Below are 13,476 nucleotides of genomic sequence, written 5' to 3' on the forward strand. Positions count from 1 at the left end.
GTGCCAGTGAATCTTCCAAGGCGAGGGAGGAGCGTACATCATGGATTCCATCCGTTTGAGTTCCATCAAGGTCGCACCCCTGCACGGCCAGCAGAAGCCAGGGTTCAGCTACCAGGTCGATGCCGTCCTCTACCTGGATTTGAGTGAGGCAGGCAGGCTCAACGACGGCACTCAGACCGTGGACTATGTGCAGATTGTCCGGCGGATCGTCAACCTGGTCCAAAACGAGCCGGCTGATGAGATTCTGGAGTCCCTGACCGCCAAGGTGGCTGATGCCATCCTGCTCTCCCATCAGATCCGCCGCACCCGGGTCACGGTCACACGTCTGGGTGCTGACCAGGGAACAGGGGTCGGTTTCCAGGTGGGCGTCACCCTGGAGCGTGCGGCCGACGATCAGGTGGAAGGCAACCCGGCCAGCATGGAATCTGGACGAGTCAGCGGCAGCGGGAATACTGCTCTAGGGCATCCCTCCTTCCTGCTGTCTGGTCAGGCCGATTCTGGCCATGCGGCACAGGCCCGGCTGCGTCACCCCGTAACCTCCTCCACGCAGAACGGCCTGTCCTCAGATTTGGAGAATGATAACGAAGCGTCTAGTCAGCCGACTGTTGAGGGAGCCAAGCCAAAGGGCCTTCTGATGCGTGATGTGATTGCGCTGGAGGGAGCATCGGGAACCGACCGGCTGACCATGCTTCGTGCTCTCGCAGCCTTGGACGGGATCCCCGGCAGCCAGTTGGTCGGCATCTCGCCCCTATATGCCTATCGGGACGACCAGGGGGATCAGCGTCTATCGGCCGTGGTTATTCTGCAGACACCGCTGAATCTGGAGGAACTGCGGTCGGCCCTGGACATGGTGGCCGCCCCTATCAGACAGATGGGCGGATTGGATGCAGACGTGGTCGAGGTGGAGAGCTTGGATGGTTCGGCTCTGTCCTCTCAGGACCGTCCGCCTCTGCTGGCTGCCCATGCTCCATCGCGCATTTTGATTCCCTGGGCTTACTTGGAGCCTGAACACAGTCTGCCTGGAGCTGACGGATCCTGTCTGGCAAGCCTGGCCAACCGCGCTCCTGACCGGGATCGCATCAGCCTGGTCTCGGAGGACTGGATTCTGGACGGGTTGTCATGAGGGCCCGCCGCACACCGCTCGTGCACTACCTGGTCGCCCTGGTCTTGGGGCTGATGGGAGGCGCCGGCATCTCGGAACTGGGCATGTCCACCAGGACGGACCTCATGGGGGTTCCCTGGCTGGTCAGCGTGTTGCTCTTTCTGCTGGGGGCGGCCATCCTGATCATGGCCTTCCAAGTGCATCGCTACGCCAAGGGAGACCGCAAGGAGATGGATTTGCGCTTCGCGGTCAACGTGCTGATCATGAGCAAGGCCATGGGCATTGCCTGCGCCGCCCTGTTGGGCTGGTACGGCAGTCAGGCACTGATCAGCATGGGGCATGCAGGCGCGCCCTATTACACGCGGGTCATGCAGGAGTGCCTGGTCGCCTCCCTGGTCTGTCTGATCGATGTGGTGGCCGGAGCTGTGGGGGAGTGGCTCTGCCAGTTGCCCCCGGATGACGGGCCTGAGAACCCCGATCGGCGCAAATCTTCACGAAGACCCATGGCCGATGCGACCGATACCGCTGACAGGGCGAAGATAAAGGCCAATTCAAGTAAAAGGCCGGGCTGAACAGCGTTCGAGGCCGTAGCCTAAGGCATTTCCGAAGATGGCCGACCTGCTATAGACCAGGCTGTTGACTCTTCACCTTGGAAAAATACGCGATGACCTTGTGGCCGCTCAGTTTTTAGGCACCCTGATCATGGCCTCCTGAACCATGTAGGCTGCCAAATCACCCTGACGGTTGTAAACCTTGGCCATACACAGGCTGCGGCCGTGGTCGGCCACTGGGGACTCCTGAATAAAGCAGTGCCAGTCGCAAGGATCCAGATCCTGATACCACCACATGGCATGGTCGATGGAGGCGAAGGAGATCCCCGGGGTGGTCATGCTCAGCCCGGCACGGCGCAGGGCGGGCTCCATCATGATCTGATCGCATTCCATGGCCAGCAGGGCCCGGCGCATCAGCGGATCCAGGTCGGCACCTCCCTGGGTGCGGCTCCAAACGGCCTGGCGGCTCCTGCTGTCATCCTCGGAATCCCTTTTGTCTGCCTCATCTGCATCATCCAGCAGGACCGTGCCGCCGACGTGGCGCATGTCGAAGGGGCTCTGATGGGCATAGTAGTCAGCGAAGGGGGACTGGTCGGCATAGGGTTCCATCAGCTCCCGGGAGCCGGGCAGGTCCTCCGGATCGGGCAGCCCCGTCGGCATTGGGTCGGCATAGCGGATGCCCTCCTGGCCGACCTGCTGGTAGGAGAGCAGAGCGTTCAGGATGGTCCGTTCCCCCTGGTGCAGATCAACACGTCTGGAGGAGAAAGAACGCCCATCTCGAATGGTCTCGACTTCAGCTTGAACGTCCTGATCCAGAAGTCCAGTGCGCAGGTAATAGGCGTGCATCGAGTGGGGCAATCGACCCTCGGGCACGGTCCGTCCGCCGGCCATGATGGCCTGGCCCAGCAGCTGGCCTCCATAGAGGCGGCCAGTGGGGAAGTCCAGCGATTTGCCCAGAAAACGGGAACGGCCATCGTCAGGCTGCTGCTCCTGCAGGTTCAGCCCAGCGATGGCCTGGGCCAGTGCTCCATCCTCAGTGCTCATGCTTCTCCTCGGCCCTCAATCCCTTGTGGTGTATTCGTTCAGCGGGTCAGCTTGCGGTGGATGCGGTGGGGCCTGGAGGCCTCCTCGCCCAGACGCTTGACCTTGTTTTCCTGGTAGGCCTGGAAGTTGCCCTCGAACCAGTACCAGGAAGCCGGGTTCTCATCCGTGCCCTCCCAGGCCAGGATATGGGTGGCGATCCGGTCCAGGAACCAGCGGTCGTGGGAGATGACCACAGCGCATCCGGGGAAGGCCAACAGGGCATTCTCCAGGCTCTCCAGGGTTTCCACATCCAGATCGTTGGTGGGCTCGTCCAGCAGGAGGAGGTTGCCGCCCTGCTTGAGGGTGAGTGCCAGGTTCAGTCTGTTGCGCTCGCCGCCCGACAGGACACCAGCTGGTTTCTGCTGATCTGAGCCTTTGAAGCCGAAAGAGGCCACATAGGCACGGGTGGGCACCTCGACGCCGCCTACCTCGATGAAGTCCAGCCCTCCGGAGACTACCTCCCAGAGGTTCTTGTTGGGGTCGATGCCCTCGCGGTTCTGATCCACGTAGGAGATCTTGACCGTGTCGCCGACTTCCAAGGAGCCCGATGTCAGTGGCTCCAGGCCCACGATGGTCTTGAAGAGCGTGGATTTGCCCACGCCATTGGGGCCGATGACGCCCACAATGCCGTTTCGAGGCAGGGTGAAGCTCAGATCGTCGATCAGGACGCGGTCGCCAAAGGCCTTGTGGATGTGCTCGGCCTCCAGCACCTTGGAGCCCAGGCGGGGCCCCGGCGGAATCTGAATCTCGGAGAAATCCAGCTTCTTGTTGTTCCGGGCCTCGTTCTCCATTTGCTCATAGCGCTCCAGGCGGGCCTTGTTCTTGGCCTGCCTGGCCTTGGGGGAGGAGCGGACCCATTCCAGTTCGGTGTTGAGCCGCTTGGCCAGCTTGGCATCCTTCTGCCCCTGGACCTCCAGACGCTTGGCCTTGGTCTCCAAGTAGGTGGAGTAGTTGCCCTGGTAGGGGTAGAGGTGGCCACGATCCACCTCGCAGATCCATTCGGCCACGTTGTCCAGGAAGTACCGGTCGTGGGTCACAGCCAGGACGGCGCCCTTGTAGGTGTGCAGGTACTGCTCGAGCCAGAGGATGGACTCGGCGTCCAGGTGGTTGGTGGGCTCGTCCAGCAGCAGCAGATCGGGTGCTTCCAGCAGCAGCCGGCATAGAGCCACCCGTCGGCGCTCGCCCCCCGAGATGACCGAGACCGGGGTGTCCGGGTCGGGGCACTGCAGGGCATCCATGGCCTGGTCCAGCTGGGAATCCAGATCCCAGCCGTTGGCGGCATCGATCTGCTCCTGGAGCTGGCCCATCTCGGTCATCAGGGCATCATAATCGGCGTTGGGGTCGGCCATCTGCTCGCCGATCTGGTTGAAACGATCCACCTTGCTCATGATGTCGCCGAAGGCCATGCGAATGTTCTCGCCCACGGTCTTGTCCTCGTCCAGCGGCGGCTCCTGCTGGAGAATGCCTACCGTATAGCCGGGGGTGAGCTGTGCCTCGCCGTTGCTGACCGTGTCCAGGCCGGCCATGATCCGCAGCAGGGTGGACTTGCCCATGCCATTAGGGCCCACCACGCCGATCTTGGCGCCGGGCAGGAAACTCAGGGTCACATCGTCCAGGATGACGCGGTCGCCGAAGGACTTGCGCGCCTTGATCATCTGATAAATGAATTCGGCCAAGAAGCTACCTCACAGAACCATAGAAAGACAGTGCAAACTGCATTCATGGTAGTGGGGACTTCTGACTTATGCGCCGGGCTGATAAGCATGGCCAGGCCGGCGGATGGCCGCCTATAAGCAAGACCTATGACCAGACCCTGGTTCTGCCGCCGTGGTCGGGGTAGCCTTGAGTCGACGTTCCCGCCCGGCATGCGCAGGTCAAGGAACGCCGGACGGGCCTTTGCCGGCTTGGGCGGGTCCCTTCCTATCGCTGTGCGCATGAGCAAAGGGGCCGTCCGCTCTATGACGGTCGCAAGGGAGTATCAATGACGGAGAAGCAGCAGCAGGGTCGGGTTTCCACATCTCATCGGTTGCGCTGGAGGCCGCTTGACATAGCGGTCGGCGCAGGCCTGGGCGCGGTGTCGGGGTTGATTTACTGGTTGGCCAGCCTGCTTGCCTCGTGGATATTCCCGCTGATGACGGCCCTTCTGCCTGGGGCGGCGGCTCTTTTGCATGGGGTCTTCTACTTTCCTTGCACCCTGTCCCTATTGATACTGCGCAAGCCAGGCGCGGCCGTCTATGTCGGCATCATCAGCGTCCTGGTCGAGATTCTGCCTGGCAACGCCTACAACGTGCCGATGATTCTGGTGGAGGCCATCGTCGAGGCCCTTTGCGCGGAACTGGCCTTCGGAATATTCCGCTACCGTCGGTGGACCCTGGGAACGACCGTTCTGGGGGGTATCCTGATAGCCTTGGTCTATAACGCTTTTCTCCTGGCCTTCTACTATCAGGGGGTCTCCCTCTTCAGCCCGAGGGGGATCATCGGCACCATCTGCGAACTGATCAGTGGAGTGGTTCTGGCTGGACTGGTCAGCTGGTTCCTCTTCCGGGCCATCGGCAGCACTGGTGCTCTGGATCGGCTGGCATCCGGGCAGGATGTCAGGCAGGTCTGAATATCGGCATCCTCGTCCAACCGACTGTATTGACCAGATGTTTATCGACTCAGTGTTTCTTGCGCATCTGTGACAGCCCGTACCGGGCAGGAAGGGTCCTATCATGGCCAAGCTTCGTTCCTACATCGCAGCAGCGGTGTTGCCACTCATCCTGGCAGCGGGCGCCTGCGGCACCTCCCAGACTTCCAAAGAAGACCGGATTGACCCTCAGGCCGCCATCAGCGTCAACAATGCCGAACCCACTGCTCCTCTGATTCCGTCCAGCACCAACGACACTGCAGGCTGGAAGGTGGTGACCCAGCTCTTCGATGGGTTGGTCACCTTCGATGCCCGAGGCGGGATGACCCTGGTTCAGGCCAAATCGATTACTCCCAATGAGGATGCCAGCCGGTACACGATCGTCCTTAAACCGGGACTCACCTTCAGCGACGGTGAGACGATCACAGCCAAGACCTATGCGGATTCCTGGTCCTTCGCGGCGAATGCAGCCAATGGGCAGCTGGGCGCCTCGGCTTTTTCGACCATCGCCGGATACGGGCAAGTGCAGGATGAGCATGGTGACCCCAAGGCTCCCCTGTCCGGTCTTCGGGTGGTTGATGACCTGACCCTGGAGGTGACCATGGACAAGCCGGATTCCTCCTTCCCCTACAAGGTGGGAGATGTGGCCTTTCTTCCCCTGCCGGCATCCGCCTATAAGGACATCAAGGCCTTCGGCAAGAAACCGATCGGGAACGGACCCTACCGCTTCAAATCATGGGTGCCCAATCAGGGGATCAAGCTGGAGAAAGATCCTGCATACAAGGGACCGCGCAAGGCTAGGAACGGAAGCCTGGAGTTCAGGGACTACCAGAGCCTCGATGCCGCCTATGCCGATGTTCAAGCCGGTCACCTGGACGTGCTTGATACGGTTCCGGTCTCTCGCCTGAAAACCTTCCATACCGATTCGGGCCTGCAGCCCTTGATCAAGCCGGGGCCGGCCTTCCGGTCCCTGACTATCCCGCAGGGCTTGCAGCATTTCCAGGGGCAGGAGGGCGCTCTTCGCCGGAAGGCTCTGTCGTATGCTCTGGATCGCGCGAAAATAGCTGACAAGGTCTTCGCTGGTACGGTTACGCCGGCCACTGATTTCCTTGCCCCCACCATCAAGGGGAATGCCTCCGACATCGAAGGCAAAGAGGTGCTGAAGCACGATCCGGACCAGGCTCGCAAACTTTGGAAGGAGGCTGATGCCATCGCTCCCTGGGAGGGCACGCTTCGCATCGCTTACAGTGCCGACGGAACCGACAAGGATTGGGTTGACGCGGTTCTGCATGCGTACGCCCAGGTTCTGGGAATCAAGACGGCACCGAATATCTTCCCGACGGGCAAGGAATTCAATACGGCGGTTCATAACCGTCAGGTCAACAGTATTTTCAACTCGGGCATCACCTCGGACTATCCCCACCCCGAAGGCTACTTGGTTCAGGGGTATGCCTCCAGCCAGGCCGATGGCAAGGGTCTGAACAATGGAGACTACAAGAGCGCCGAATATGATGCCATCCTTTCCCGTGCCGCCTCCAAGACCGATCATGACGAAGCCATGCAGGATTACCGCCAGGCCGAAGCCGTTCTCTTCAAGGACCTTCCGGTGCTGCCGCTCTGGTACAGGAAGGTCTCCGCAGTGGCTGGCAAGCAGGTTCGCCAGGCTCCTTTCGGATACATGGGTCTGCCTGTCTACAATCAGGTCACCAAGTAGGTCCGACAACCCGGATCTGGCTGATGACGAGTCGTTTTGATACCATGACTCTGGCCGGTATAAACGGCGCGGGGCCTTAGCTCAGTCGGTTAGAGCAAACGACTCATAATCGTTCGGTCCAGGGTTCAAGCCCCTGAGGCCCCACACAAGCAAGCCCCGGAACTTTCTAAGTTCCGGGGCTTAAATTCATGGTATGAATCAAGAGTTCAAGGTTTTTATCTCAGAACTGGCCTGCGTCTTCGGTGACTGCCAGTGGAATAGCGAAGGTTTTGCGCCCCGAACTTTCTTGATAGTCTTAGTAGAAGGACCTGCCCCGGCTAATGTCGGGGCTGGTCCTCTCGCCGCCTAGCTCTAGCATCCATGATTCACCGATGCACATATGTATGGCTTCACATGTAAGCCGGGGGAAAAGAGCTAGGCGCGTTTTTTATCTCGGATCATAGAGCACCCTCGGTGTATATCCACTTCTCGGTGCCCCAAGCGTGCATACGTAGACAGCCATAAGATCTGCGCATGACACAATAATCCGGAAGCGTTTCCGTAGAACCGCTAAGTATGGGAATTTATCAGGGAAAAGAATACGGGACGTGCTCGAGTCGGAGCCGTCGGCTTATGCCGGGAAACTATACGCATGTACATCTCCTCTGGGCCTGAAAATAGTTCAGTCCCTGTAGGTCCATCGTGTATACGTCCCCCGTATATCTGTTGTTAATCATACACCTTGGAGGGGGTGTGTCAAAGCTGAACAGGGCGAGCCGAGGTGCTCTGATCAGGGTCTGCAGCCGCATTGCGTATCGTATGCAAATAGCGATAGACGCTGGGGGCGGAGATCCCCAGAGCCCGGGCAACGGTATCCACCGAGCCCTTGACCAGAAAGACCCCTGACCCATTCAGGCGCATGATCAGCTGCAGTCGCTCCTGCCGGTTCATCCGTACGGGAGGAATGCCAAGATCTGCGGCGAATTCGGCAATGTTATGCGTAACTACTTCATCTGTGTTGACCGAGAGCACTTCACGGGTCGATCGGTCTGTCCCGTTCTCGGCCTCCGATTGTCCTGGTAAGGCCCTGTCGTCCTTCAGCTCAGCAGTAGGATCGGCCAGTCCCAGAGCGTCCAGATAGGCACTGGCCCGCCTGAGCTCTTGACTGGCCTGTCGGAAGGCGGAATTGTCAAAATTAATGCAGAGAAAGCCGATCACCCGTCCCCTCGAATTTCGTAAGAACAGAGTAGAGGAGACCATAGGGTGTCCCTGGACGGTGTAGCTGGTGCAGTGGGTCAGATAGTTGTGCTGGTCGTATTCGTGGTTCTGCCAGATGTGCAGGACCAGGTCAGTGGCGGGGCTGCCTATGGTGCGTCCGCTCAAGTTGCCGTTGGCGATGGCAACCACCGAATGCGAGAAATCCTTGACGCTCTGAAGCACTACTTCCGTCTTGGGTCCGAGGATTTTCCCCAGGAAGTCCACTAGCGGGACGAAAAGCTGCAGAGAAGATGAAATGGGCTTTGATGCTCTCATTCTGTCACCCCATCCACTGACTCAAGCCAGATAGTACCATCGCCGCTCTGGTATTAGACGCAGACACTCTGATGGAGCCCGCGGCTGTAGACTGGCGGAAGGTCGCTGCGAGCACATCTGCACGGGATGAGAGGTTGACTAATGACGTACGATTTCACCAGCATCATGGATAGGCACGGCAAGGACGCCATTTCGGTTGACGGCCTGGGTGCCGAGCCTGGATTCGCCCCCGACCCTCCCAAGGAGGGCTTCGATGTCATTCCCATGTGGGTGGCCGATATGAACTTCCCTACGGTGCCGACCATACCAGAGGCCATCATCGAGCGTGCCAAGCACCCGGCTTTCGGCTATTTCAATCCCACTGACGAGTACTACAATGCCATCATCAACTGGCAGCACACCCGCAATGGCGTGGAAGGCCTGACAGCTGAAGACATCGGCTATGAGAACGGGGTCCTGGGCGGGGTTGTCTCGACTTTGACCGCCTTCGCGGCTCCTGGCGATGCGGTTTTGCTCCACAGCCCGACCTACGTCGGCTTTACCTCCTGCATCGAGAACAATGGCTACCACATCGTGCACAGCCCCTTGAAGAAGGACGAGCAGGGCGTCTGGCGCATGGACTTCGAGGACATGGATCGCAAGCTCAAGGAGCACAACATCCATGTGGCGGTCTTCTGCAGCCCGCACAACCCTTGCGGCCGCGTCTGGGAGAAGTGGGAGATTGAGAAGGCCATGGAGGTATATAAGGAGAACGACTGCGTGGTCATCTCCGACGAGATCTGGTCGGATCTGATTCTGTCGGGCCACAAGCACATCCCCACCCAGTCGGTCAGCCAGGATGCCCGCAACAGAACGGCCGCCTTCTATGCGCCTAGCAAGACCTTCAACCTGGCCGGTCTGGTCGGCTCCTACCACATCATCTATAACAAGTACCTGCGCGACAGGATTGTGGCCAAGGGGTCCAAGGCCCACTACAACGACATGAACGTGCTGTCCATGCATGCCCTGATCGGGGCCTACAAGCCCCAAGGCCAGGAGTGGGTGGATGAACTCCGGCAGGTTTTGACCGGGAATGTCGACTACGCCTACGATTACATCCGGCAGCATTTCGAGGGAGTCGAGCTCGCCAAGCCCCAGGGCACCTACATGCTCTTCCTCGATTGCACGCCATGGTGCAAGAAGCATGATCTGAGCCTGGACCAGCTGTTGAAGCGGGCCTGGGATGTGGGCGTGGCTGTTCAGGATGGGCGGCAGTTCAAGGCTCCCTGTGCCATCCGCATGAACCTGGCGCTGCCTTTGAGCCGGGTCCAGGAGGCTATGGACCGTCTGGACAAGTACGTTTTCAACGCCTGAATGATACTTGAGTGGTAATAGACCCTCGCTGTGGTGCAGAACCGATCAGCGGGGGTCCATCATATGTGGGCGAATCCTTGCTGCAGACTCACTGGAATTGCATGCCGCCGTCCACGATCAGGGTCTGGCCGGTGATGTAGTCGGAGTCGTGTCCGGCCAGGAAGGCTACGGCATTGGCCACATCCTCCGGCTCAGAGAGCCGTCCCAGGGCGATGCCGTCCGAGAAGGTGGACATGCCCCACTCGTCATCCTTGCCGGCGTTGACTCCCACCTGATGAGCGATGTCCATCATCATGGGCGTCTTGACGATCCCGGGGGCGTAGGCGTTGGCGGTGATGCCCTCCTTGGCCAGATCGCGTGCAGCCACCTGGGTCAGGCCGCGGATGGCGAACTTGGTGGAGGAATAGAGCATCAGGTTTGGGTTGCCCACCACGCCGGCCTGGCTGGTGGCGTTGATGATCTTGCCTCCGTGGCCCCGATCACGGAAGGCCTGAACGGCGGCCTGCATCCCCCAGATGGTTCCTGCCACGTTGACGTGGTAGACCTTGTCGAACAACTCCGGGGTGATGGAATCGATGGGGGTGGTCGGTCCCAGGCCGGCGTTGTTGACGATCACGTTGAAGTCGCCCAGTTTGGTGGCCGTCTTCTCTACCGCCGAGCGCACCTGGACACGATCGGTCACGTCCAGGGTGACAGCCATGGCCCGTCCCTCAGATTGATTAATGGAGTCGGCCACTGCCTGGGCCTTGTCGGTGTTCATGTCCGCCACGGCCACGGCGAACCCGTCCTTGGCCAGACGGCGGGCAATGGCCTCGCCGATTCCCTGAGCCGCCCCTGTAACGAACGCCACTTCCTGCTGCATTGCTGCCCTCCTTTGTCGCCTCGCCGGGCCGGTCGGTCCGACTGTTTGATTCTAAAGGGCGAGCGGTCCGCCACACCGGTTGGCTGATTCGGCGTGTGGCGCAAGGGGGGTCGTATTCTCCCCGGGTTGCGCTAGACTATTACGCGGTTGCCGGTTCACGTCCGCCACAGGGGCGGTCGACCCGGGGCCCTTGAATCTAGGAGTAACCATGAAGCAGGGAATTCATCCCGATTATCATCCCGTTGAGGTCACGTGCTCGTGCGGCAATACCTTCATCACCCGTTCGACCGCTCCCGGCGATCATATGACGGTTGATGTCTGCTCGCACTGCCACCCCTTCTACACCGGCAAGCAGAAGATTCTGGACACCGGTGGTCGCGTGGCTCGGTTCGAAGCCCGTTACGGCAAGAGGACCAAGTAGCACTTCCAACGCCAGTCCCTTCCGGGTCGCTCTGCTATGCCCGGTGGGGACTGGCGTTTTTTATGACTTGAACCATGCGGATGAGCGGACGGGAAGGGTGTAGATGAGCGAGGAGCAGTTTCCGGCGGCGGTGGCTGCCGTCGAGGAGTACGGTCGCCTGGAAAAGCAGATGAGTCAGCCCGAAACGGCTTCAGATCCGGCGCAGATCCGCAAGTTGGGCCGCAGGCATGCTGAGCTCGCACCCATCGTTGAAGCCTACAAGGCCTATCACAGCGCCTTGGAAGACAGCCAGGCCGCCGAACAGATGGCACGGGAGGATCCTGACTTCGCGCAAGAGGCCAAGGCCATGGCTGACCGCATACCGGACCTGGAACAGGCCCTGCGCACCGCGCTTATTCCGCGTGATCCCGATGACGGCCGCGATACGATCATGGAGATCAAGGCCGGCAGCGGCGGCGAGGAGGCGGCCCTCTTCGCTGGCGATCTGATGCGCATGTATGTGCGTTATGCCGAAAAACGCGGCTGGACCACCGAGATCATGAGCGAGAACCGCACCCAGCTTGGTGGGGTCAAGGATGCCCAGCTGGCCATTCGCGCTCGCGGTCAGGTGGCTCCTGCCGATGGCGTCTGGGCTTCCCTCAAGTACGAGGGCGGCGTGCATCGGGTCCAGCGCATCCCCGTCACCGAGTCCCAGGGCCGTATTCAGACCTCAGCTGCGGGGGTCATCGTCTTTCCAGAGGCTGACGAGGACGACGACGAGATCGAGATCGACCCCAAGGACCTCAAGGTTGACATCTTCATGAGCTCCGGCCCAGGAGGACAGTCCGTCAACACCACCTACTCGGCTGTGCGCATGACCCACATCCCCACCGGCATCGTGGTCTCCATGCAGGATGAGAAATCCCAGATACAGAATCGTCAGGCCGCCTTGCGGGTGCTCAAGTCCCGTCTGCTGGCCATGAAGCACGAGGAGGAGGCCGCCCAGGCTGCCGACATGCGCCATTCCCAGGTCCGTTCCTTGGATCGGTCCGAGCGTATCAGGACCTATAACTTCCCCGAGAGCCGGATCGTGGATCACCGTACCGGCTACAAGGCCTACAACCTGGAGCAGGTCCTGGACGGCGACCTGCAGGCCGTCATCGACTCCGACATTCAAGCTGATGAGGCCCGCAGAATGGCTTCACAGGGGTGAATCAGCAGGAGCATGGGACCAGTCTGGCCGAGCTGGTTGACATGGGTCATCACTTGCTGGCCCAGGCCGGTGTGCCTACTCCGCTCAATGACGCCAGGCTGCTGCTGGCCGATGCCCTTGGGTGCGATCTGCATAAGCTGGATCAGGCTCTGCTCTTGGACCGGACAGCTGAGGAACTGTTGACGAATGAAGGTGGTCGCAGACAGGCTGGTGGTTTTCAGTCGGCGGCCCTGGAACGTTATCGGTCCTATCTGCAGAGGCGAACCGGACGCGAACCCCTGCAGTACATTCTTGGCCACGCCTACTTTCGTTATTTGGATCTCCGCCTGGGGCCGGGGGTCTTTATCCCACGTCCTGAGACCGAAACGGTGGCTCAGGCAGGTATCGATGCCTTGACTGGAGTGGATCATCCACTGGCAGTGGATCTGTGTTCCGGCAGTGGAGCCATCGGCCTGTCCTTGGCCACAGAGGTTCCAGGTGCGCGGGTTCGGGCCGTGGAGGTGGACAAGGAGGCATATCGGTGGGGTGCGTTGAATGCCGCCGCTCAGGAGGCTGCCATTCGGGAGGCTGGATCCGACTATCAGCTGCTCTTGGCTGATGCCACGGATTCCGCCGCTCTGTCTGATCTGGATGCCCATGTGGATTTGGTCATCAGCAACCCTCCCTACGTCCCCATGGATGCGATTCCTAGCCAGCCCGAGGTGCGTGACTGGGATCCGGACCTGGCCCTCTATGGCGGTTCACCCGACGGGTGCCTTGTGCCCTGCCGCATTCTGGACAGGGCCATGGTTTTGCTGGCACCCGGCGGTCTGCTGGTCATGGAGCATGACGCCTCCCAGGGGGCGGCCATGGTTGCAGCTGCACAGGAGCGAGGGTACCTGGATGCGCACACACACCGGGATCTGACTGGCCGCGACCGCTACCTGACAGCCCGACGGCCAGGGTGACGGGACGCAGATCCGCGGTTCTTCAGGTCCTGGCGGGCTGCCGGGGTCCTGGGATAGATTGGTAGCTGGTCACATGAACATGTCGAGCCGAAAGGTCGTGATGCAGGGTATGA

12 protein-coding genes and 1 tRNA gene are annotated in these 13,476 nt (G+C 60.4%); 9 read left to right on the forward strand and 4 right to left on the reverse strand.

The window, feature by feature from the left end; translation table 11 throughout:
• Window positions 1-40 precede the first annotated feature (40 nt).
• Window positions 41-1,123 (forward strand): dihydroneopterin aldolase, encoded by a 1,083-nt coding sequence (locus tag FPK30_RS02390; RefSeq protein WP_144085112.1) that lies wholly within the window; start codon window positions 41-43, stop codon window positions 1,121-1,123.
• Window positions 1,120-1,674: a DUF3180 domain-containing protein gene (locus tag FPK30_RS02395; protein ID WP_144085113.1), complete on the forward strand. Its 555-nt coding sequence runs from the start codon at window positions 1,120-1,122 to the stop codon at window positions 1,672-1,674. Before FPK30_RS02390 ends, FPK30_RS02395 begins: the two co-directional genes overlap by 4 nt.
• A 108-nt stretch (window positions 1,675-1,782) precedes the next feature.
• On the opposite strand, the gene FPK30_RS02400 is transcribed toward FPK30_RS02395, so the two are convergent.
• Window positions 1,783-2,697 carry an acyl-CoA thioesterase gene (locus FPK30_RS02400; protein WP_144085114.1) on the reverse strand — a complete coding sequence of 305 codons (915 nt, stop codon included), beginning with the start codon at window positions 2,695-2,697 and terminating at the stop codon, window positions 1,783-1,785.
• Window positions 2,698-2,735: 38 nt separating this feature from the next.
• Complete coding sequence (gene ettA, locus FPK30_RS02405) at window positions 2,736-4,412, reverse strand: energy-dependent translational throttle protein EttA (protein WP_101432710.1); 1,677 nt, start codon at window positions 4,410-4,412, stop codon at window positions 2,736-2,738.
• Between the two features lie 305 nt (window positions 4,413-4,717).
• On the opposite strand from ettA, the gene FPK30_RS02410 reads away from it, so the two are divergent.
• The 3 genes from FPK30_RS02410 (at window position 4,718) to FPK30_RS02420 (ending at window position 7,220) form a co-directional block, all read left to right on the forward strand.
• The gene (locus tag FPK30_RS02410) at window positions 4,718-5,344 is read left to right on the forward strand and encodes an ECF transporter S component (protein ID WP_144085115.1); all 627 of its coding nucleotides are present in this window, start codon (window positions 4,718-4,720) and stop codon (window positions 5,342-5,344) included.
• Between the two features lie 103 nt (window positions 5,345-5,447).
• A complete protein-coding gene (locus tag FPK30_RS02415; protein ID WP_144085116.1) occupies window positions 5,448-7,076 on the forward strand; it encodes a peptide ABC transporter substrate-binding protein in 1,629 nt (542 codons plus the stop codon).
• A 70-nt stretch (window positions 7,077-7,146) separates the two neighbouring features.
• A tRNA-Ile gene (locus FPK30_RS02420) sits at window positions 7,147-7,220 on the forward strand.
• 591 nt (window positions 7,221-7,811) lie between these two features.
• Here the strand turns inward: FPK30_RS02420 and FPK30_RS02425 are convergent.
• Window positions 7,812-8,588 (reverse strand): helix-turn-helix transcriptional regulator, encoded by a 777-nt coding sequence (locus FPK30_RS02425; RefSeq protein ID WP_144085117.1) that lies wholly within the window; start codon window positions 8,586-8,588, stop codon window positions 7,812-7,814.
• Between the two features lie 141 nt (window positions 8,589-8,729).
• On the opposite strand from FPK30_RS02425, the gene FPK30_RS02430 reads away from it, so the two are divergent.
• Window positions 8,730-9,941: a MalY/PatB family protein gene (locus FPK30_RS02430; protein WP_144085118.1), complete on the forward strand. Its 1,212-nt coding sequence runs from the start codon at window positions 8,730-8,732 to the stop codon at window positions 9,939-9,941.
• Window positions 9,942-10,029: 88 nt separating this feature from the next.
• Here FPK30_RS02430 and FPK30_RS02435 read toward each other — a convergent pair whose 3' ends face one another.
• Window positions 10,030-10,803: a (S)-acetoin forming diacetyl reductase gene (locus FPK30_RS02435; RefSeq protein ID WP_144085119.1), complete on the reverse strand. Its 774-nt coding sequence runs from the start codon at window positions 10,801-10,803 to the stop codon at window positions 10,030-10,032.
• 208 nt (window positions 10,804-11,011) lie between these two features.
• On the opposite strand from FPK30_RS02435, the gene rpmE reads away from it, so the two are divergent.
• The 3 genes from rpmE to prmC all read left to right on the forward strand — a co-directional run bounded on the left by rpmE (window position 11,012) and on the right by prmC (window position 13,363).
• Entirely contained in the window at window positions 11,012-11,224 is a 213-nt protein-coding gene (gene rpmE, locus FPK30_RS02440) for a 50S ribosomal protein L31 (RefSeq protein WP_015022244.1), read from the forward strand.
• A gap of 103 nt (window positions 11,225-11,327) precedes the next feature.
• A complete protein-coding gene (gene prfA, locus FPK30_RS02445; RefSeq protein WP_144085120.1) occupies window positions 11,328-12,416 on the forward strand; it encodes a peptide chain release factor 1 in 1,089 nt (362 codons plus the stop codon).
• 41 nt (window positions 12,417-12,457) lie between these two features.
• Window positions 12,458-13,363, forward strand: a complete 906-nt coding sequence (prmC, locus tag FPK30_RS02450; RefSeq protein WP_186279345.1) for a peptide chain release factor N(5)-glutamine methyltransferase — start codon at window positions 12,458-12,460, stop codon at window positions 13,361-13,363.
• Window positions 13,364-13,476 lie beyond the last annotated feature (113 nt).

The organism is Bifidobacterium apousia (assembly GCF_007559275.1).
GTDB lineage: Bacteria > Actinomycetota > Actinomycetes > Actinomycetales > Bifidobacteriaceae > Bombiscardovia > Bombiscardovia apousia.

Excerpts from the sequence above, each read along its gene's own strand:
- FPK30_RS02390 (WP_144085112.1), top strand. The coding sequence starts at position 41 with ATGGATTCCATCCGTTTGAGTTCCATCAAGGTCGCACCCCTGCACGGC.
- FPK30_RS02395 (WP_144085113.1), top strand. The coding sequence starts at position 1,120 with ATGAGGGCCCGCCGCACACCGCTCGTGCACTACCTGGTCGCCCTGGTC.
- FPK30_RS02400 (WP_144085114.1), bottom strand. The coding sequence starts at position 2,697 with ATGAGCACTGAGGATGGAGCACTGGCCCAGGCCATCGCTGGGCTGAAC.
- FPK30_RS02410 (WP_144085115.1), top strand. The coding sequence starts at position 4,718 with ATGACGGAGAAGCAGCAGCAGGGTCGGGTTTCCACATCTCATCGGTTG.
- FPK30_RS02415 (WP_144085116.1), top strand. The coding sequence starts at position 5,448 with ATGGCCAAGCTTCGTTCCTACATCGCAGCAGCGGTGTTGCCACTCATC.
- FPK30_RS02425 (WP_144085117.1), bottom strand. The coding sequence starts at position 8,588 with ATGAGAGCATCAAAGCCCATTTCATCTTCTCTGCAGCTTTTCGTCCCG.
- FPK30_RS02430 (WP_144085118.1), top strand. The coding sequence starts at position 8,730 with ATGACGTACGATTTCACCAGCATCATGGATAGGCACGGCAAGGACGCC.
- FPK30_RS02435 (WP_144085119.1), bottom strand. The coding sequence starts at position 10,803 with ATGCAGCAGGAAGTGGCGTTCGTTACAGGGGCGGCTCAGGGAATCGGC.
- rpmE (WP_015022244.1), top strand. The coding sequence starts at position 11,012 with ATGAAGCAGGGAATTCATCCCGATTATCATCCCGTTGAGGTCACGTGC.
- prfA (WP_144085120.1), top strand. The coding sequence starts at position 11,328 with ATGAGCGAGGAGCAGTTTCCGGCGGCGGTGGCTGCCGTCGAGGAGTAC.
- prmC (WP_186279345.1), top strand. The coding sequence starts at position 12,458 with ATGGGTCATCACTTGCTGGCCCAGGCCGGTGTGCCTACTCCGCTCAAT.